The organism is Devosia sp. LjRoot16 (assembly GCF_964252795.1).
Classification (GTDB): domain Bacteria; phylum Pseudomonadota; class Alphaproteobacteria; order Rhizobiales; family Devosiaceae; genus Devosia_A.
This window is the reverse complement of sequence record NZ_CAXUPH020000002.1, coordinates 284,767-302,990: the sequence shown is the minus strand read 5'-3', so window position 1 is coordinate 302,990 and position 18,224 is coordinate 284,767. Positions and strand designations below refer to the sequence as shown.

Here is an 18,224-nt window from a genome sequence, read left to right as displayed (position 1 = left end):
CGCTATCTCTTTCGTTTGGCGAGCTTGCGATAGGCGCCCGCCTTGCCTCGTTTGCTAGATGGTCCTTTGCGTTGACGCCCGCCAGATGACGGAACGCCGCGGCTGCCTTCGCTCAGCAGCTCGAAGCGCAGGGCTCCCGCAACCGGGGCGACTTCGAGCAGGCGTACGCTGACATCGTCGCCGATGCGGAAGGTCTCGCCGGTGCGGTCGCCCACCATCGCCTGCATCTCCTCGACGAAGCGATAATAGTCCTGGCCAAGCGTCGAGGCCGGAATGAAGCCATCGGCGCCGGTGTCCCTGAGCCGCACGAACAGGCCCGAGCGGGTGACGCCCGAGATGCGGCCCTCGAACTTGGCGTTGACATGCGCGGCGAGGAACTGCGCCAGCAGCCGGTCGATGGTCTCGCGCTCGGCCAGCATGGCGCGGCGCTCGGTCGACGAGATGTGCTGGGCAATGCCCGGGAGCTTGGCGATCTCGCCGTCGGTGAGCCCGTCCTTGCCCAGGTCGAGCGCGCTGATCAGCGCCCGGTGCACGATCAGGTCGGCATAGCGACGAATCGGCGAGGTGAAGTGCGCATAGCGGTCGAGGTTGAGACCGAAATGACCATAGTTCTCAGCGGCATACTCGGCCTGTGCCTGGGTGCGGAGGATGATCTCCGATACCTGCTGGATCTTGCCGTCGGTGCGGGCCTTGTCGAGGATGCGGTTGAAATCCGCTGGACGTACTGCGTCCGACTTCGGCGCCGGCAGCTGCAGCGAACTGAGGAAGTCGCGCAGCGCCACGAGCTTCTCCTGGCTCGGCGTGTCGTGCACCCGATAGAGCAGGGCGCTCTTGTGCTTTTCCAGGGTCTCGGCGGCCGCAACGTTGGCGGCGATCATCATCTCCTCGATCAGCCGGTGCGCATCGAGCCGCTCGGGCACCTTCACGTCGACCACCATCCCCGTCTTGTCGAGGATGATCTTGCGCTCGGGCAGGTCGAGATCGAGCGGGCCGCGATTGTCGCGTGCCTTCGCCATGGCGCCGTAGGCGGCCCAGAGCGGTCGGAGGATCGTGTCAAGGATCGGCCCGGTCTTGTCGTCCGGCTTGCCGTCGATGGCCGCCTGCGCCTGCTGGTAGTTGAGCTTGGCGGCCGAGCGGAACAGCACGCGATGGAAACTGTGGCTACGCTTCTTGCCGTTCTGGTCGAACACCATGCGGACGGCCAGCGACGGCCGGTTCTCGCCCTCGCGCAGCGAGCAGAGATCGTTCGAGATGCGTTCGGGCAGCATCGGCACCACCCGATCGGGGAAATAGACCGAGTTGCCGCGGATATAGGCTTCACGATCGAGCGCCGTGCCGGGGCGGACATAGGCCGCGACGTCGGCGATGGCGACGTAGACGATGTGACCGCCGGCATTCTTCGGATCGCTGTCCGGCTCGGCATAGACCGCGTCGTCGTGGTCCTTGGCGTCGACCGGGTCGATGGTGACGAGCGGAATGTGCCGCCAGTCTTCGCGACCCTTGATCGTGGTTTCCTTGGCCTCTTCGGCTTCCTTGGTCACCGAGGCGGGGAAACGGTAGGGAATCTCGAGGTTATGGATGGCGATCATCGAGACCGCCCCCTCGGATTTGGGGTTGCCGATGACGTTGGTCACCTTGGCCTTGGGGATCATCAACCGGCCGGTCAGCTTGATCTCGACTTCGACCAGGTCGCCGTCGCGGGCGCTGCCCAGATCGCCGCCGTCGATGCGCATTTCCTTCTGCTTGCGGTCCACCGGGATCAACCGTGCGCCGTCTTCGTCCATGCGGACGATGCCGATCTGGCCGCGGCGCGGCTTGTCGAGGATCTTCATCGCCCGCGCGGTGTAGTCCGGCAGTTCGCCATCGCCGGCGCTGATGCGCGCCAGGATGCGATCGCCAGGGGCCGGAGCAACGCGGGCGTCCCTCGGTTGCTTGACCATGACGCGCGGACGCGCGCCTTCCTCGTCGTTCCACTGCGCCGGGAAGGCGTGGAGATTGTCGGGGTCAGCGTCGGCGGGGATGTCGAGGACGGTGACCGCGGGCAGGGCGGCGGTCGGCCGGATCTGCTTGCGGGTCCGGGCAATGAAGCCCTCGCCCTCCATCTGCTTGAGCAGCACCTTGAACGGGGTGCGCATGTCGCCGTGGATGCCGAAATGGCGCGCCAGGTCGCGCTTGCCATCGAGGGTCGGCTGCTGCGCCATCGCTTCGAGGATGGCTTCGCGTGAGGGGAGAGTGCCGACGGCAAACTGCCGTGGGCTCTTGGGTGTGGTCTTGGTTTTTGGCGCTTTCGCCATTGTCGCTTTCTTTAGGCGGGGGTCTCCGCCTTTGTCTTCGCTGCGGCCTTGGGCTTGGTCGCCGTCTTTGCAGTCGACTTGGCCTTGGCCGCGGGTTTGGTTGTCGTCTTCTTGGGTGCCGCTTGCTTCGCTGGCGCCTTCTTGGCGCCGGCGGACCGCGACGAGGATTTCCTGGCGCCGGAAGCGCCGCCCTTGGCGGCGATCAGTTCGAGCGCCAGCTCGACCGTCACGTCCTCGGGCTTCAACTCTTTGGGCAGCGTTGCGTTCACCTTGCCCTGATTCACATAAGGGCCATAGCGACCGGCGCGAACCGAGATGGTGCCGGCATCGTGCTCGAAGGTTTTGATCGCCGCCGGGGTACCGCCGCCGCCGCGACCGAACCGTCCGCCGCCTGCCGCCTTCTGGGCGAGCAGATCAACAGCGCGGTTGAGCCCGACCGTGAACACCTCTTCGACCTCGGGAAGGTTGGCATAGGTGCCATCGTGGAGGATGAACGGCCCATAGCGACCGATGCCGGCGCTGATCGGCTTGCCGGTCTCCGGGTGGTCGCCGACCGGACGGGGCAGCGACAGCAGCTGCAGCGCTTTCTCAAGCGTCAGGCTGTCGGGCGTCCAACCCTTGGGCAGGGACGAGCGTTTCGGCTCGGCGCCCTCGCCCAGCTGCACATATGGACCGAAACGGCCCGACTTCAAGGCCACCTCGAGGCCGCTCTCGGGATCGGTGCCGAGGATGCCGTCGCCGGTGCCGGCCTCGCTGGCGCCGCCGGTCGCGGCGTCGGAAAGCTGCATGGTGTAGCGGCACTCGGGGTAATTCGAGCAACCGATGAAGGCGCCGAACTTGCCCAGCTTCAGCGATAGCTGGCCTTCGCCGCAGTTCGGGCAGCGGCGCGGATCGGAACCGTCGGCCTTGGCCGGGAAGATATGATCGGCCAGCACCTCGTTGAGGGCATCGAGCACCTCGGAGACCCGGAGGTCCTTGATCTCTTCGACATGACCCTGGAAGTCCTTCCAGAAGTCGCGCAGCACGTCCTTCCAGGCGAGCTTGCCGTCTGAAATCAGGTCGAGCTGTTCCTCGAGGCTGGCGGTGAAGCCATACTCGACATAGCGATTGAAGAAGCTCTCGAGAAAGGCCGTGACGATGCGACCACGATCCTCGGGGATCAGCATGCGCTTTTCGAGCCGCACGTAGCTGCGGTCCTGCAGCACCGAGATCGTCGCGGCGTAGGTGGACGGGCGGCCGATGCCGATCTCTTCCATCTTCTTGATCAGGCTGGCTTCTGAATAGCGCGGCGGCGGCTGCGTGAAGTGTTGCTCGATCAGCGCCTGTTCCAGCTTCGGCCGGTCGCCCACATTGAGCGGCGGCAACTCGCGGCTATCCTCGTCTTCTTCGGCGTTGGGATCGCGATCTTCCTTGGCTTCGACGCCGTAGAGCGCGAGGAAGCCGGGGAAGGTAACGACGGAGCCGACGGCGCGCAGCGTGATGTCGCGGCTGGTGGCGAACACCGAGATATCGGCCGTCGTGCGCTCGATTTCGGCCGAACGCATCTGGCTGGCGAGCGTGCGCTTCCAGATGAGCTCATAGAGGCGGTGCTTGTCCGGGTCGCCGCGCAGTGTGTCGGGGTGACGGAACATGTCGGTGGGGCGGATGGCCTCGTGCGCTTCCTGCGCGTTCTTGGCCTTGGTCGAATAGATGCGGGCCTTCTCGGGCAGGTAGTCGGCGCCAAAGTTCTTCACGATGGCGCGACGGGCCTGGTCGATGCCTTCCGGCGCCATCTGCACGGCGTCGGTTCGCATATAGGTGATGATGCCGTCCTCATAGAGGCGCTGCGCGATCTGCATGGTGCGCGCCGGAGCAAAGCCGAGACGCGAGGACGCATCCTGCTGCAGGCTCGAGGTGCTGAACGGTGCATAGGGATTGCGCTTGGTGGGCTTCTTGTCGACGGCGGTAACGGAGAACGTGCCGGCTTCGATTGCGGCCTTCAGCGCCTCGGCCTCGGGGCCGGTGCCCACGTCGAGCTTGTCGGTCCTCTTGCCGTCCACCGAATAGAGCCGCGCCTCGAAGCTGCGGCCCTTCTCGTTGAGGCGCGCGCCGACGGACCAGTATTCCTGCGGGCGGAACTTCTCGATCTCGGACTCGCGGTCGCAGACGACACGCAGAGCCACCGACTGCACCCGGCCGGCCGAGCGCGAGCCCGGCAGCTTGCGCCACAGCACGGGGGAAAGGGTGAAGCCGACGAGATAATCAAGGGCGCGACGGGCGAGATAGGCATTGACCAGCGGCTCGTCGATGTCGCGCGGATTGCGCATCGCCTCGGTAATCGCGTCCTTGGTGATGGCGTTGAAGACGACGCGCCTGACCGGTTTGTCCTTGACCAGCTTCTTCTGCTTGAGCACGTCGAGCACGTGCCACGAGATCGCTTCGCCTTCGCGGTCCGGGTCGGTAGCAAGGATCAGCTCGTCGGCATTCTTCAGCGCATTGCCGATATCGGTGAGGCGTTTCTTCGACGCAGCATCGACTTCCCAGCTCATCGCGAAGTCTTCGTCGGGCAGCACCGAACCGTCTTTGGCGGGCAGATCGCGAACGTGACCGAAGCTCGCGAGGACCTCATAGTCCTTGCCAAGATAGCCGCTGATCGTCTTGATCTTATTGGGACTTTCAACGATGACGAGCTTCATGAACAAGCTTTCAGGAGTGGCGTTCGAACGCGGCGCAACATGGTGAAGCGTCTAAGGGCTGTCAACCAGCCCGGAGGCGCCGCGCGGCATTCCCCCTATGGGGGAAGAAAGTTGGGTGACAACGCGGTGCGCGACAGAATGGGCGGGGCCGCGCCCATCACCCCGCGGCAATCATCTCGGGGGTCGGATCGGTCAGGGACGAAGCGCCACCAACTGGCCGCTTGACCACTCGACCCGCCCCTCGAGGTCGAGCTCCAGCAGCAGGGTCTGCACGCGGCTGATGGTGATGCCGGTGGACTTGATCACGTCGTCGACCGGGATCGGCGTGAGGCTCAGTGCTTCGATCAGACGGGCGCGCTCATCGCTCGACGGTGCCGCCGCCTCAGCCACCTCGCGCTCGGGCAGCCAGTCGGGCTCGAACAGGCTGCTGCGCGACGGGTCGGCTTCGCGCAGCGTCTCGATGATATCGGCGGCGCCGGTGATCAGCTTGGCGCCCTGCTGGATCAGCGCATTGCCGCCTTCGGCACGCGGATCGAGCGGTGAGCCGGGGACGGCGAAGACTTCGCGATTCTGTTCCAGCGCCAGCCGGGCGGTGATCAGCGAGCCGGAGCGCTTCGCCGCCTCGACGACCACCGTGCCGAGCGAGAGGCCGGAGACGAGGCGGTTGCGGCGCGGGAAGTCGCGCGCCCGCGGCTCCCAGCCGAGCGGCATCTCGGTGAGCAGCGCACCGCCGTTCTCGACGATCTGGTGCGCCAGCGAGATGTTCTCGCTGGGATAGATATGATTGAGGCCGCCAGCCAGCACCGCCACGGTGCCGGTGCGGAGCGCGGCCCGGTGGGCCGCCGTGTCGATGCCGCGGGCGAGGCCGGAGACCACGGTGTAGCGCGCCCCGCCCAGATCGACCGCCAGCATCTGCGCGAACTTCTGTCCCGCGGTAGAGGCGTTGCGGGCACCGACGATGGCGACGCTGTGCCCCCAGTCGAGATTGTGGCCGCCGGCGATGGTGACCAGCGGTGGCGCGCCGGAGATATAGCGGAGCAGCGGCGGGTAGTCGGGTTCGCTCGAGCCGACGAAACGGCCACCGAGCCGCTCGGTCGCGACGATCTCATCCTCGGCCTCTGCAATCGAGGGAATGCGGGCCGGGGTGCCAAGGCGCTTGAGCAGGTCAGGCAGGCCGGCCAATGCGGCTTCGGCCGAGCCTTCGCGGTTGATCAACTGGCGGAAGGTCTGCGGCCCGATATTGTCGGTGCGGATGAGCCGCAGCCACGCAGTGCGTTGCGACGGCGTCAGTACGATGCCGTCACGCGCCATAGCTCAGGCCTTGGGCTTTTCCGAGCCGATCTTTGGCTCCGTGCCGTTCCACAGCCGGCGGATGTTCTGCCAGTGCTTGAAATACAGCACGAAGCTGAGCAGCGCGCAGGCAGCGGCGAAGGTGAACCCTTGCATGTCGGTGCCGGCAAGGGTGTAGGCGAAGATCGGGGCCGTCGCGGCGGCAGTGAGCGCTGCGAGCGAGGAGAAACGGCGGGCGACGGCGATCAGCAGCCATACCGCGCAGAAGATCAGCCCGACCACCCAGTTCCAGGCGAGCAAGACGCCGATATAGGTGGCGACACCCTTGCCGCCCTTGAACCCGAGCCAGACCGGAAAGACGTGGCCGAAGAACGCACCGATACCGGCGCCGTAGACGATGAACTCGGCCTGTAACGGCTCGGCGCCAGGCACGAGGAAGTAGCGCGCCAGCAGCACCGCAGCAGCGCCCTTGCCGGCATCGAGCAGCAGCGTGGCGGCAGCGAGCCAGCGGTTGCCGGTGCGCAGTACATTGGTGGCGCCGATATTGCCCGAGCCGACGGCGCGGATGTCGATACCGACGGCGCGCGTCAGCAACAGGCCAAACGAGATCGAGCCGAGGAGATACCCCAGTACAGTCGCGATCAGGAAGTTCATGCGTTGGCCCCCTCAGCGGTAGCAGCATGGCTGAAGACCAGGCGGCCTGCAACGAACGTATGCATCACGGCGCCCTGCATGCGGGCGCCCTCGAAGGCCGAGTTGCGTGAGCGTGAACGCAGCGCCGTCTCCTTGACCACCCAGGGAAACTCTGGATCGAAGATGATCAGGTCGGCCGGCGCCCCGACCGCGAGGCGGCCGGACGCCAGGCCCAGCACTTCGGCCGGCCGGTTGGTCATGGCGCGCAGCAGGGTGATGAGCGGCACGTCGCCGGAGTGCACGAGGCGGAGCGCTGCGGCCAATAGGGTCTCGAGCCCGATGGCGCCGTCCGAGGCCTCGGCGAAGGGCTGGCGCTTCACCTCGGTGTCCTGCGGGTCGTGACCCGAATGGATGGTGTCGATGGCGCCCGAGTTCAGCCCGTCGATGACGGCGCGGCGATCGTCCTCGGAGCGAAGCGGCGGCGACAGCTTGAAGAACGAGCGGTAAGGCGCGACGTCGTTCTCGTTGAGCGAGAGGTTGTTGATCGAGACACCGGCGGAGACAGTGGAGAGCCGCCGCTTGGCCAGCGCCAGCTGCTCCACGGCCGCCTCGGTCGACACCTGCGCCGCGTGATAGCGGACGCCGGTAAGGGCAGCGAGTTGCAGGTCGCGGGCGAGCGGGATGGTCTCGGCTTCGACCGGGATACCCTTGAGGCCGGAGATGGTCGCCAGCGCGCTCTCGTTCATCACACCGTCGCCGATCAGCGAGCGCTCCGCCACGTGGTGGATGACTGGCAGGTCGAAATTGCGGGCATAGGTGAAGGCGGCGCGCAGCAGCCCAGCCGACTGGATCGACTCGCGACCGTCGGTGAGCGCCACCGCACCGGCTTCTTTCAGGAGGCCAAACTCGGTGATCTCCTCGCCCCTGAGACCGCGGGTGATGGCGGCTGCCGGCAGGATGTTGACCGATGCCTTGGCCCCGGCGCGCCGCAGGATGAAATCGACCAGCGCCCCATCGTCGATCACCGGCGTGGTGTCGGGCATCAAGACGAAGCTGGTGACACCGCCGGCCGCAGCGGCTGCCGCCGCGCTGGCGAGGGTCTCACGGTACTCGTGCCCGGGCTCGCCGGTGAACACGCGCATGTCGATGAGGCCGGGCGCGACGACGAGGCCGCGGGCATCATAGGTCTCGGCACCGTCAGGAATACCTTGCGGCGCCCCATTGGTGATGCCGGTGATCACGCCATCTTCCACCAGCACGGCACCGGGAGCGTCATGGTTGCTGGCGGGGTCGACGATGCGGGCATTGGCGATGACGAATGGCTTGCTCATGGCCGAGCCTCCCGGTCGGCGAGGAGGGTATCGAGCACCGCCATGCGCACCGCGACGCCCATCTCCACCTGCTCGGTGATCACCGAACGCGGGCCGTCGGCAATCGCCGGGTCGATCTCGACGCCGCGGTTCATCGGGCCCGGATGCATGACGATGGCATCGGGCTTGGCAAAGCTCAGCTTTTCCTCGTCGAGCCCGTAGAAGTGGTAATACTCGCGCACCGAAGGGATCATTCGCCCGTTGGCGCGTTCGTGCTGCAGGCGCAGCATCATCACCACGTCGGCGCCTTCGAGCCCCTCACGCATGTCGGTGAACACTTCCGTCGCCAGCGTCTCGATGCCCCTCGGCAGCAGGGTGCGCGGCGCGACCACTCGGGTGCGGGCCTGCATGGCGCCGAGCAGCAACAGGTTCGAGCGGGCGACGCGCGAGTTGGCGATGTCGCCGCAGATGGCGACGGTGAGCCCGGCCAGCCGCCCCTTGTGCTGGCGCATGGTGAGCGCATCTAGCAGTGCCTGCGTCGGGTGCTCGTGCGCCCCGTCGCCGGCATTGATTACCGAGCAGCCGACCTTCTGGCTGAGCAGCTCCACTGCACCGGACGCGCCGTGGCGCACAATGATCACATCGGGTCGCATGGCGTTGAGCGTCGCCGCCGTATCGATCAGTGTCTCGCCCTTGGCGACCGACGAGGTCTTCACCGACATGTTGGTGACCTGCGCGCCGAGCCGCTTGCCGGCGATCTCGAAGCTCGACTGGGTGCGCGTCGAGTTCTCGAAGAACAGGTTGATCTGCGTCTTGCCCGAGAGCGTCGGCAGAATCTTCCGCTCCTGTCGCGAGATCGGGATCATGGCCTCGGCCCGATCCAGGAGATCAACGATCTCGTACTGGTTGAGCTGGCTGATGCCGAGAAGATGACGATGACGGAAAGCGGGTCTCGCGACCCCCTGGCCGCCGGTGACCGATGCTGGCGAGGAAGTAGCCATGCCGCTCCGTTCCGAATGTTCGCGGGGGTCTAACGCGAGGGGCGGAGCATGTACAGTCCAGCTGTACATTTTCCACGAGACCGATCGGTTACAGCGCGCCTCGGCGGAGCCGCTCTAGTGCCCCCTGCAGGATGTAGCTCGCCGCCAGCTTGTCCACGACTTCAGCACGCTTGTCGCGGCGCACATCGGCTTCGATCAGCGTGCGGGTGACGGCGGAGGTGGAAAGCCGCTCATCCCAGAACGCGATGGGGATGGCGATCTTGGGGGCGAGGTTGCGGGCAAAGGCGCGGGTCGACTGGACGCGCGGTCCTTCAGAGCCATCCATGTTGAGCGGCAGCCCCAGCACGATGCCGACTGCGTCGTTCTCCGCGATCAGTTCCTGCAGCCGGATCGCATCCTGGGTGAACTTCAGCCGTCTGATGGTCTCGAGCGGCGTCGCCGAGTAGCGCATGCCGTCCGAAATCGCCACGCCGATGGTCTTGGTACCGAGATCGAGCCCCAGCAGCTTGCCGGTGGCGGGGAGGGCGGTGAGGTCGTTCTCGGTTGGCATAGTCGCGGTCAATCACTATGATTAGGTTTGATTGGAGACGATTGCCATGAGCACCCGAGTCCTGACGGCACATATTCCTGAAGAGCTGGCGGAGAAAGTGGATCGCTACGCGAGAAGTATGGAGCGCTCGCGTGCCTGGATCGTCAAGCGCGCTCTCTCCGACTGGGTGGACTGGGAGGAGGAGAAAAATCGACTGACGTTGGGGGCAGCAGAGGCCGCTGATCGCGGCGACGTCGTTGACGACGATGCAGTTGCCGCCTGGATCGAGAGTCTCGACACCGAAAACCCACTGCCATTGCCCGCCGTGAAGAAATGAGGCTGCAGTGGGCTGGAGCGGCCCTTGGCGACCTCAGGAGATTCGAGACGTTCCTCGCGCAGGTGAATCGCAACGCAGCGAAGCGCGCTATCTCGGCAATTCGAGCCAACGCGCGCCGAACGTTAGAACATCCTCAGATAGGGGAACGCGTAGACGAAATCACCTCGCGTGAGATACGGAAGTTACTGATCGACCAGTATGAACTACGCTACGAAGTGCTTCCCAACCTGATCCGCGTCCTCCGCGTTTTCCATATGCGCGAGGATCGATGAAACTCACCTGGTTCGGCGGCACCACGATCCGAATTCATATCGGCGGCAAGATCCTGGTGGCTGATCCCACGGGGGTCAGCGGCGTCGATCCGGAGGAGCTGGTGTCGGGCGCCGACGCGACGTTTGCGCTCGATGGCAGCCTGCCTGAAATCGATCCGGTGCTCTGGCAGCCCGGGCGGCCAGGTTCGATGCTCGATGAAGATGTGCTGGGCGAGGTGACGACGCATGGTCTCGAAGGCGGCGCGCTGATTGCGGCGATCGGCGAAGCGCCGTTGCTGTTGCTGTCCCAGGCCGTGCCGAAGGCCGGGCGCTGGGTTCGAGACGCTGTGATTGTGGTGTTCGGCACCGAGGGCGACCGGCTGGCGGCAGATGCACTCGATGCACTTGGGCCACGGCTGATTGCGGTCGCGGGGCCCGACGCGGTGGTTGAGCGCACGTTCGCGGCGCTGCGCGACCGGCTCGACGGCACGGGGTTGGTGGCGCTCGAGGCCGGCATGGCGTTGGAAGTTTGATGGCGCCCATCAACGCTTTTCGTTGTTCTTCGCGCGCTTCCATTGCTAGAACGCCGGAAATCGTGACCTTCGGAGTGCCCCCATGTCGGTAGATGCCGCCACCGTGAAGCGTATTGGCCGCCTGGCCCGCATTCGCATCGAGGAGGGCGAAGTCGAGACCTATCGCAACGAGCTCAACACCATTCTGGGTTTCGTCGAGCAACTGGGCGAGGTCGATGTGAGCGGCGTCGAGCCGATGACCTCGGTAATGCCGATGACGCTGCGCCGCCGCGAGGACAAGGTCACCGATGGCGGCTACCCTGACAAGATCGTCGCCAACGCACCGCTGACGGAAGACAACTTCTTCATGGTGCCCAAGGTCGTCGAGTAACTGATATGACCGTCACCATCGCCATTGAGACGCCGCTGCAGGATGATGTCCGCGGGCTGGTCGAGGAGCTCAACGCGCACCTGCTTCCGCTGTCGCCGCTGGAATTCCAGTTCAAGATGACGGTCGAGCAGATGGCCGGCGCCGACACCACCGTATTCGTGGCGCGCAATGCGGTCGGCGAGGCCGTCGGCTGCGGTGCGTTGAAGGCGATCTCGGCGACCGAGGGCGAGGTGAAGCGCATGTACACCCGTCCGTCGGTGCGCGGTCAGCGCGTGGGCTCGGCGCTCTTGGCGGCGATCACCGAACTGGCGGGTTCGAAGGGCATCTCGCACCTGCTGCTGGAGACTGGCACCGGCCCGGGCATGTCGGAAGCGCACCGGCTCTACACCAATGCGGGTTTCAGCGTGCGCGGGCCGTTCCTCGATTATCCCGACAGTGAATGGTCGGCCTTCTTCGAGAAGCACATCGGGCAACCCGCCGTCGCCTGATCCGATGCGCGTTCCGAATGTTGCGGTAATCGCTACGCCGCTATAGGAACGGCGGTCGACATTCCCCCGCGTCCTTTCCCCGCGAGCCAAGCCTTTGACCGACCTTACCCGCCTGACCCTCGCTGCCGCCCGTGCTGGCCTTAAGGCCAGGGAGTTCACCTCGAGCGAACTCACCGGCGCCTACCTGAACGCCATCGAGGGCGGCAACGCCAAGCTCAACGCCTATGTAGCGGTGACTGCCGAGCAGGCCCAGGCGCAGGCCAAGGCGAGTGATGCCAAGCTCGCGGCCGGGCAGGGCGGTCCGCTCGAGGGCATTCCGCTCGGCATCAAGGACCTGTTCGCCACCAAGGGTGTGCACACGCAGGCGGCGAGCCACATCCTCGACAGCTTCAAGCCGGAATACGAATCGAGCGTCACCAGCAACCTGTGGCGCGATGGCGCCGTGATGCTGGGCAAGCTCAACATGGACGAGTTCGCCATGGGTTCGTCCAACGAGACGAGCTACTACGGCCCGGTGATCAACCCGTGGCGGGCGAACAACTCCAACGCGCAGCTGGTGCCCGGTGGTTCGTCCGGCGGCTCGGCGACGGCGGTTTCGGGGTGGCTCTGCGCCGCCGCGACGGCGACCGATACTGGCGGCTCGATCCGCCAGCCAGCGGCGCTGACCGGCACCGTCGGCATCAAGCCGACCTATGGCCGCTGCTCGCGCTGGGGTGTGGTGGCGTTCGCCTCCTCGCTCGACCAGGCCGGACCGATCGCCCGCACCGTTGAGGACGCGGCGATCATGATGACCTCGATGTCAGGGTTCGATTCGAAGGATTCGACCAGCGTCGACCTCGCCGTGCCGGATTTCGCGGCGGCGGTGGAGCGCGGCGTCAAGGGTCTCGTCATTGGCATTCCGCGTGAGTACCGCATGGACGGCATGCCCGCCGAGATCGAGGCGCTGTGGCAGCAGGGCATCGCCTGGCTTAAGGCCGAGGGTGCGACGGTCCGCGACATCTCGCTGCCGCACACCAAATATGCGCTGCCGGCCTATTACATCGTGGCGCCCGCCGAAGCGTCGTCGAACCTCGCCCGCTATGACGGCGTGAAGTACGGTCTGCGCGACACCGGCAAGGACATCACCGACCTCTATGAGCTGACCCGCGCCGATGGTTTCGGCCGCGAGGTGAAGCGCCGCATCATGATCGGCACCTATGTGCTGTCGGCTGGCTATTATGACGCCTACTACGTCCAGGCGCAGAAGGTCCGCACACTGATCAAGCGCGATTTCGAGATCGTCTTCAACGACGGCGTCGACGCCATCCTGACCCCGGCCACGCCGTCGGCGGCGTTCGGCATCGGCGACGAGGACATGAAGGCCGACCCGGTCAAGATGTACCTCAACGACGTGTTCACGGTGACCGTGAATATGGCGGGCCTGCCGGGAATCGCGGTGCCGGCCGGCAAGGACGGCGCGGGCCTGCCGCTCGGATTGCAGCTGATCGGCAAGCCGTTCGACGAGGAAACGCTGTTCGCCGCGGGCCGCGTCATCGAGCGTTCGGCCGGCATCGACTTCAGCCCTGACAAGTGGTGGTGATCGGAAACCGCTTGAACCATAGCGGTTTCGGCACTATTTGCCGCCCATGCGCAAATTGAGACTTGTCGAACTCCCGGCCAAACCGGTGGTTTCGTTTCAGAGGATTGGCTCCATGGCCGATGTGTTCACGACCCTAGACTGGTCGGCCCCGCCCAAGGATATGTCCAAGCCCCTGCAGGCTTTGTGGTGGATGAAGAAGGGCGAGCTGCGCGTCGGCCCCGAGTGGGAAGAAGCGCATCGTATCGTCCAGGCGATGGAAGGCACCTTCGAGTTCGACTGGGTGCATGCGCTGCTGCACTGGATCGAAGCCGACATGGGCAATGCCGACTATTGGTATCGCCGCGCCGGCCGCAAGCGCGCCACCGCCAGCGTTTCCGCCGAGTGGGAACACATCGCCCGCGAACTGAGCGGCGTCACGCAGCACTAAGCGCGACAGACGACGGCCCCATTGCAGGAGAGCCCCGGAGCTGATCCGGGGCTCTCTGCGTATTCAGCGGTTGTCGAACTCGCTGCGGGCGAGCTCGAGGCCGCGTCTGGTGATGCGGTAGGGATGCCCATTGCTGGAGGCGATCGCCTTCTTGGCCCTAAGCTTCTTGAACAGCGGCAGGCTGCATTGCTGCATCAGCCAGCCATCGCGGTTGAAACACTCGACGCCGATGAGTTTGCCATTGTCGGATTTGAGCGCGACGATCTTGCCGCCCTGTGCGAGGACGTGCAGCACCCGCTGCTCGTGGCGGGAAATATCCATGAGAAATCTAGCCTGAGGATGCGTGGAAAAGGGCCGCGGCCAGCATCTCGCCTGGCAGCTGCCTGGTTCCAGAAACCCCGTCGCAGACACATCGCCGGCCCAAAGGGCTCAGCGGGCGGACGGGGTATTACGCAATCTCAACTTTGCTAGACATAGGGCAGTCCACTTTTTGACGGCGCCGCGATATCGCCGGGCCGCTGAACGGCGGATGAATAGCCGCACAACGGCGCCTAGACCAGTGGTCGGTTGCAAACAGTGGCGCGGCGGTGCAAACCAGCAACTCTTTCCTTATCCGCCGAGTGCCTCCCGTGACCAAAGCCCCCGCCGAATGCCAGACCAAGGAAGATGTGCGCGCCGAGATCGACCGGATCGATCAGGCCCTCTTAAGCCTGCTCGCCGAGCGGCACGGCTATGTGACGCGCATGGCGGAGATCAAGACCGACCCGCACGAGGCCTATGACCCGACCCGCATCGAGGCGATTATCGCCAAGCAGCGCCAGCGCGCCGAGCAGCTCGACCTCGACGAGGATCAGGCGGAGTTGATCTGGCGCACGCTGATCAACTGGAATGTGAACTACGAAAAGGGCATTATCGCTGCACGCAAGCGCCACGGCTGAGATAGCGTGGGCGGAGTGGAGGCTTCGATGACGTCGCCGGAGATCACTATCCGCAAGGCTGTGGCGAGCGAGGCAGAACGTCTCGCCGACATCGCGCTGCTCGCGTGGGAACGCGACCTGCAGCCCTTCCTCAGCGGTGAGGCGGCAAGCCGGGCGAACGAGAAGCGCCGGCTCGGTATCGCCGTGCACGAGCTGCTCGATCGCACGATCGTTGCTGAAATCGACGGCTCGCCGGTCGGCTGGTGCGCCCGGGCGCGCAGCCGTCCCTATATTCCCTACCTGTTCGTCACGCCGTCGCTGCAGAACCAGGGCATCGGCACGCTGCTGCTCCGCCGCATGGAATCGATCATCGAGCTCGAGGGCGCCGACAAGGTGCAGCTCGATACGCTGAGCGACAATGTGCGGGCGGTGAACTTCTACCAGCATCAGGGCTACCGCATCCTGGTGCTGAAGCGCGAAGGCGCCACTGGCAGTGACCCGCAAACCAGCGTCCGGCTGGAAAAACGCCTCTCCCCCTATCGTGGTCCGCTGAACGACGACGAATGAGGCGGATCCTGCTGACCGGGATGTCAGCCACCGGCAAATCGACCATCACGGCGGCAATTGCCGCCCGCGGCTACAAGGCTGTCGATCTCGATTCCGATGCCTGGTCGCACTGGGTCGACGTCGTCGAGGATAACGCGCCGGGAACGCCGGTCGAGGCCGGACGCGACTGGGTCTGGCGCGACGACCGCGTCGGAAAGCTGCTGGCGGAGGAGGGCGCCGACATCCTGGTGATCAGCGGCTGTTCGCCCAACCAGGGGCAGTTCTACCCGCAACTCGATGCAGTGGTGCTGCTGAGCGCGCCCGAGCCCGTCGTGGCGATGCGGCTCGCGGCCCGAACGGGCAACAGTTACGGCAAAGGTGTGGGTGAGACGGAGCGTGTTCTCGAACTGATCCGTGAGGTGGAGCCGATCCTGCGGGATGGTGCGACTCACGAGATCGATACCAGCGGCGCCTTCGACGACGTGCTGGACGCCGTGCTCCGCGTCGTCGATCCGCGCTCGTGACGGTTCGGAGAGCCGGTTCCGGGCAATCGCAGAGCCATCGCGCTCTGTCAGCGGCATGGATTTGCCGAAGTTTGGCGCGCAGAGAAGTTTTCTGCAGCGCTCGGCTATGCCATAGACAAAGTCGGAATGAACAAGAGCCTTAGCCCATGACCCTTATCGATACTCGCACGCCCAACCCCAAGAGCTTCATCCAGGGAGCAACCGGGGACTGGGAGATCGTCATCGGCATGGAAGTGCATGCGCAGGTGACCTCGGAGAGCAAGCTGTTCTCGGGCTCGTCGACCGAATTTGGCTCGCCGCCGAACTCCAATGTCAGCTTCGTCGACGCGGCGATGCCCGGCATGCTGCCGGTGATCAACGACGAGTGCGTGCGTCAGGCGGTGCGGACGGGGCTCGGGCTGAAGGCCAAGATCAACAAGCGCTCGATCTTCGACCGGAAAAACTACTTCTATCCGGACCTGCCGCAGGGCTACCAGATTTCCCAGTTCAAGGACCCGATCGTCGGCGAGGGCTCGGTGTTCCTCGACATGGGCGGCGAGCGGATCGAGATCGGCATCGAACGGCTGCACCTCGAGCAGGATGCCGGCAAGTCGATCCACGACCAGCACCCTTCCATGAGCTTCGTCGACCTGAACCGCTCGGGCGTGGCGCTGATGGAGATCGTTTCGAAGCCTGACCTGCGCAACTCGGAAGAGGCCAAGATCTACCTCGGCAAGCTGCGCAGCATCCTGCGCTACCTCGGCACCTGCGATGGCAACATGGAGCAGGGCTCGATGCGCGCCGACATCAACGTCTCGGTGCGCAAGCCCGGCGGCGAGTTTGGCACGCGCTGCGAGATCAAGAACGTCAACTCGATCCGCTTCGCCGGCCAGGCCATCGAGTTCGAGGCGCGCCGCCAGATCGATATCCTCGAGGCCGGCGGCTCGATCGACCAGGAGACTCGGCTCTACGACCCCAAGACCGGCGAGACGCGCTCGATGCGTTCGAAGGAAGAAGCGCACGACTACCGCTACTTCCCCGATCCGGACCTGCTGCCGCTGGAGTTCGACCAGGCCTTCATCGACGATCTGGCGCAGCATTTGCCGGAACTGCCCGATGAGAAGGAAGCGCGCTTCGTTTCCGAGTACGGCGTGACGCCCTACGACGCGATGGTGCTGACACTGGAGCGCGAGACGGCCGACTATTACGAGGCCGCGGTGAAGTTCGGCAGCACCAAACGCGACGGCAAGGCGGTGGCCAACCTCGTCACCGGCGATATCGCAGCCTATGCCAACAGCCAGGGTCTCTCGGCCTTTGAGACGCATATCAAGCCATATCAGATCGCCGGCATCGTCGATCTCGTGGCAGCCGGGACCATTTCGTCCAAGGGCGCCAAGGACCTGCTGCAGGTGATCATCGCCGAGGAGCCCGAGGGCGAGCCGGCCGATCTCGTCGAGCGGCGCGGCATGAAGCAGGTGACCGACCTCGGCGCCATCGAGAAGGTGGTCGACGAGATCATCGCCGCCAACCCGGACCAGGTGGCCAAGGTACAGGCGAAGCCCACTTTGATCGGCTGGTTCGTCGGACAGGCGATGAAGGCCTCGGGTGGCAAGGCCAACCCGCAGGCGCTGAACGAGATTCTGAAAAGGAAACTCGGGCTCGAATAGGAGGGGCGATGGCTAGCGGATACTGGGTCGTCAATCTCGAGGTCACCGACCCCGAGTTCTATAAGCAGTATCAGGCGTTCGTTCGGCCCTTCCTCGCCGCCAATGACGGCCGGTTCATCGTCCGTGGCGGTCAGCAAAGCGTCGTCGAGGGCACGGTCGGGCCTCGCGTCGTGGTTGTCGAGTTCCCCAGCTACGAGCACGCGCTGCGTGCCTACCACTCCCAGGAATACCAGCAGGGCATGCAGGCCCGCCTCGGCGCGAGTTCCGCCAATTTCGCCATCGTCGAAGGGTTTGACGGCTGATCCGCTGTGGGATCGCTACGAAGCCGTTTCGGAACCCTCGCCGTCGCAGACCGTTGACGAAAACCACCCCGTCTACGGAGGCAGCCATGTCGGTGCTCAATCGTGTTCTGTTCAATGTCCTCTGCAAGGACCTCGCTGACAGCACCAGGTTCTACAAGGAGCTGTTCGGGCTCGAGACGATCTATGACAGCGACTGGTTCGTCGTGCTCACCCCCAAGGGCCAGGCGAACGTCCAGATTGGGCTGATCGACCAGATGAGCCAGTTCACGCCGCGCCATGCCTGGGGCATGCACGAGGGAACCTACCTCACCTTCGAGGTCGATGACGTGTTCGAGGTGCTCGACCGCGCCCGGGCCATGGGCGCCGACGTGGTGTCGGAGGCTATTGCGCTGGACTATGGCCAGACCCGCGGGCTGATCCGCGACCTCAACGGCATGGTGATCGATGTGTCGACGCCAACCGCGCAACTCGCCATGCGCGAGGACGTGGTCATCGAGGACGTCGGTCGCGATACCGCCATCGACCAGCAGCAACCTGGAGACCGCGACGCCATCTCCAGGCCGGTCTGGTAG

Annotated in this window: 21 protein-coding genes; 13 read left to right on the top strand and 8 right to left on the bottom strand. The window is 65.1% G+C overall.

Annotated features, from left to right (window positions below):
- Positions 1 to 2: 2 nt before the first annotated feature.
- The 7 genes from rnr to ruvX all read right to left on the bottom strand — a co-directional run bounded on the left by rnr (position 3) and on the right by ruvX (position 9,753).
- Positions 3 to 2,294, bottom strand: a complete 2,292-nt coding sequence (rnr, locus tag ACSQ23_RS11890) for a ribonuclease R (protein WP_436090758.1) — start codon at positions 2,292 to 2,294, stop codon at positions 3 to 5.
- A gap of 11 nt (positions 2,295 to 2,305) precedes the next feature.
- Positions 2,306 to 4,969 (bottom strand): type I DNA topoisomerase, encoded by a 2,664-nt coding sequence (gene topA, locus ACSQ23_RS11885; RefSeq protein ID WP_055996023.1) that lies wholly within the window; start codon positions 4,967 to 4,969, stop codon positions 2,306 to 2,308.
- 192 nt (positions 4,970 to 5,161) lie between these two features.
- Positions 5,162 to 6,280 (bottom strand): DNA-processing protein DprA, encoded by a 1,119-nt coding sequence (gene dprA / locus ACSQ23_RS11880; protein ID WP_055996026.1) that lies wholly within the window; start codon positions 6,278 to 6,280, stop codon positions 5,162 to 5,164.
- A 3-nt stretch (positions 6,281 to 6,283) separates the two neighbouring features.
- Complete coding sequence (gene plsY / locus ACSQ23_RS11875) at positions 6,284 to 6,913, bottom strand: glycerol-3-phosphate 1-O-acyltransferase PlsY (RefSeq protein WP_055996029.1); 630 nt, start codon at positions 6,911 to 6,913, stop codon at positions 6,284 to 6,286.
- Positions 6,910 to 8,223 carry a dihydroorotase gene (pyrC, locus tag ACSQ23_RS11870; RefSeq protein ID WP_436090757.1) on the bottom strand — a complete coding sequence of 438 codons (1,314 nt, stop codon included), beginning with the start codon at positions 8,221 to 8,223 and terminating at the stop codon, positions 6,910 to 6,912. Before pyrC ends, plsY begins: the two co-directional genes overlap by 4 nt.
- The gene (locus ACSQ23_RS11865) at positions 8,220 to 9,203 is read right to left on the bottom strand and encodes an aspartate carbamoyltransferase catalytic subunit (protein ID WP_436090756.1); all 984 of its coding nucleotides are present in this window, start codon (positions 9,201 to 9,203) and stop codon (positions 8,220 to 8,222) included. Before ACSQ23_RS11865 ends, pyrC begins: the two co-directional genes overlap by 4 nt.
- A gap of 88 nt (positions 9,204 to 9,291) precedes the next feature.
- Positions 9,292 to 9,753 (bottom strand): Holliday junction resolvase RuvX, encoded by a 462-nt coding sequence (ruvX, locus tag ACSQ23_RS11860; protein ID WP_055878198.1) that lies wholly within the window; start codon positions 9,751 to 9,753, stop codon positions 9,292 to 9,294.
- Positions 9,754 to 9,799: 46 nt separating this feature from the next.
- On the opposite strand from ruvX, the gene ACSQ23_RS11855 reads away from it, so the two are divergent.
- The 7 genes from ACSQ23_RS11855 (at position 9,800) to ACSQ23_RS11825 (ending at position 13,717) form a co-directional block, all read left to right on the top strand.
- Positions 9,800 to 10,069, top strand: coding sequence for a CopG family ribbon-helix-helix protein (locus tag ACSQ23_RS11855; RefSeq protein WP_436090755.1), 270 nt, complete (start codon positions 9,800 to 9,802; stop codon positions 10,067 to 10,069).
- Positions 10,066 to 10,341 carry a type II toxin-antitoxin system RelE/ParE family toxin gene (locus ACSQ23_RS11850; protein WP_436090754.1) on the top strand — a complete coding sequence of 92 codons (276 nt, stop codon included), beginning with the start codon at positions 10,066 to 10,068 and terminating at the stop codon, positions 10,339 to 10,341. The genes ACSQ23_RS11855 and ACSQ23_RS11850 overlap by 4 nt, the downstream gene beginning before the upstream one ends.
- Complete coding sequence (locus ACSQ23_RS11845) at positions 10,338 to 10,853, top strand: hypothetical protein (protein ID WP_436090753.1); 516 nt, start codon at positions 10,338 to 10,340, stop codon at positions 10,851 to 10,853. Before ACSQ23_RS11850 ends, ACSQ23_RS11845 begins: the two co-directional genes overlap by 4 nt.
- Positions 10,854 to 10,935: 82 nt before the next feature.
- Entirely contained in the window at positions 10,936 to 11,223 is a 288-nt protein-coding gene (gatC, locus tag ACSQ23_RS11840) for an Asp-tRNA(Asn)/Glu-tRNA(Gln) amidotransferase subunit GatC (protein WP_055996048.1), read from the top strand.
- A gap of 5 nt (positions 11,224 to 11,228) precedes the next feature.
- Positions 11,229 to 11,711 (top strand): GNAT family N-acetyltransferase, encoded by a 483-nt coding sequence (locus ACSQ23_RS11835; protein WP_436090752.1) that lies wholly within the window; start codon positions 11,229 to 11,231, stop codon positions 11,709 to 11,711.
- A gap of 94 nt (positions 11,712 to 11,805) precedes the next feature.
- Entirely contained in the window at positions 11,806 to 13,290 is a 1,485-nt protein-coding gene (gene gatA, locus ACSQ23_RS11830) for an Asp-tRNA(Asn)/Glu-tRNA(Gln) amidotransferase subunit GatA (RefSeq protein ID WP_055878187.1), read from the top strand.
- Between the two features lie 112 nt (positions 13,291 to 13,402).
- Positions 13,403 to 13,717, top strand: a complete 315-nt coding sequence (locus ACSQ23_RS11825; RefSeq protein WP_055878186.1) for a hypothetical protein — start codon at positions 13,403 to 13,405, stop codon at positions 13,715 to 13,717.
- A gap of 63 nt (positions 13,718 to 13,780) precedes the next feature.
- Here the strand turns inward: ACSQ23_RS11825 and ACSQ23_RS11820 are convergent, their stop codons facing one another.
- Positions 13,781 to 14,038 carry a YjhX family toxin gene (locus tag ACSQ23_RS11820; RefSeq protein WP_055878184.1) on the bottom strand — a complete coding sequence of 86 codons (258 nt, stop codon included), beginning with the start codon at positions 14,036 to 14,038 and terminating at the stop codon, positions 13,781 to 13,783.
- A gap of 308 nt (positions 14,039 to 14,346) precedes the next feature.
- On the opposite strand from ACSQ23_RS11820, the gene ACSQ23_RS11815 reads away from it, so the two are divergent.
- The 6 genes from ACSQ23_RS11815 to ACSQ23_RS11790 all read left to right on the top strand — a co-directional run bounded on the left by ACSQ23_RS11815 (position 14,347) and on the right by ACSQ23_RS11790 (position 18,224).
- Complete coding sequence (locus ACSQ23_RS11815) at positions 14,347 to 14,655, top strand: chorismate mutase (RefSeq protein WP_436090751.1); 309 nt, start codon at positions 14,347 to 14,349, stop codon at positions 14,653 to 14,655.
- A 27-nt stretch (positions 14,656 to 14,682) separates the two neighbouring features.
- Positions 14,683 to 15,201 carry a GNAT family N-acetyltransferase gene (locus ACSQ23_RS11810; RefSeq protein ID WP_055878180.1) on the top strand — a complete coding sequence of 173 codons (519 nt, stop codon included), beginning with the start codon at positions 14,683 to 14,685 and terminating at the stop codon, positions 15,199 to 15,201.
- On the top strand, positions 15,198 to 15,704 hold the full coding sequence (locus ACSQ23_RS11805; protein ID WP_055996057.1) for an AAA family ATPase: 507 nt from the start codon (positions 15,198 to 15,200) through the stop codon (positions 15,702 to 15,704). The genes ACSQ23_RS11810 and ACSQ23_RS11805 overlap by 4 nt, the downstream gene beginning before the upstream one ends.
- A gap of 146 nt (positions 15,705 to 15,850) precedes the next feature.
- Positions 15,851 to 17,350, top strand: coding sequence for an Asp-tRNA(Asn)/Glu-tRNA(Gln) amidotransferase subunit GatB (gene gatB / locus ACSQ23_RS11800; protein ID WP_055996060.1), 1,500 nt, complete (start codon positions 15,851 to 15,853; stop codon positions 17,348 to 17,350).
- An 8-nt stretch (positions 17,351 to 17,358) separates the two neighbouring features.
- Complete coding sequence (locus tag ACSQ23_RS11795) at positions 17,359 to 17,652, top strand: DUF1330 domain-containing protein (protein WP_436090750.1); 294 nt, start codon at positions 17,359 to 17,361, stop codon at positions 17,650 to 17,652.
- Between the two features lie 86 nt (positions 17,653 to 17,738).
- Positions 17,739 to 18,224 (top strand): VOC family protein, encoded by a 486-nt coding sequence (locus tag ACSQ23_RS11790; RefSeq protein WP_055878173.1) that lies wholly within the window; start codon positions 17,739 to 17,741, stop codon positions 18,222 to 18,224.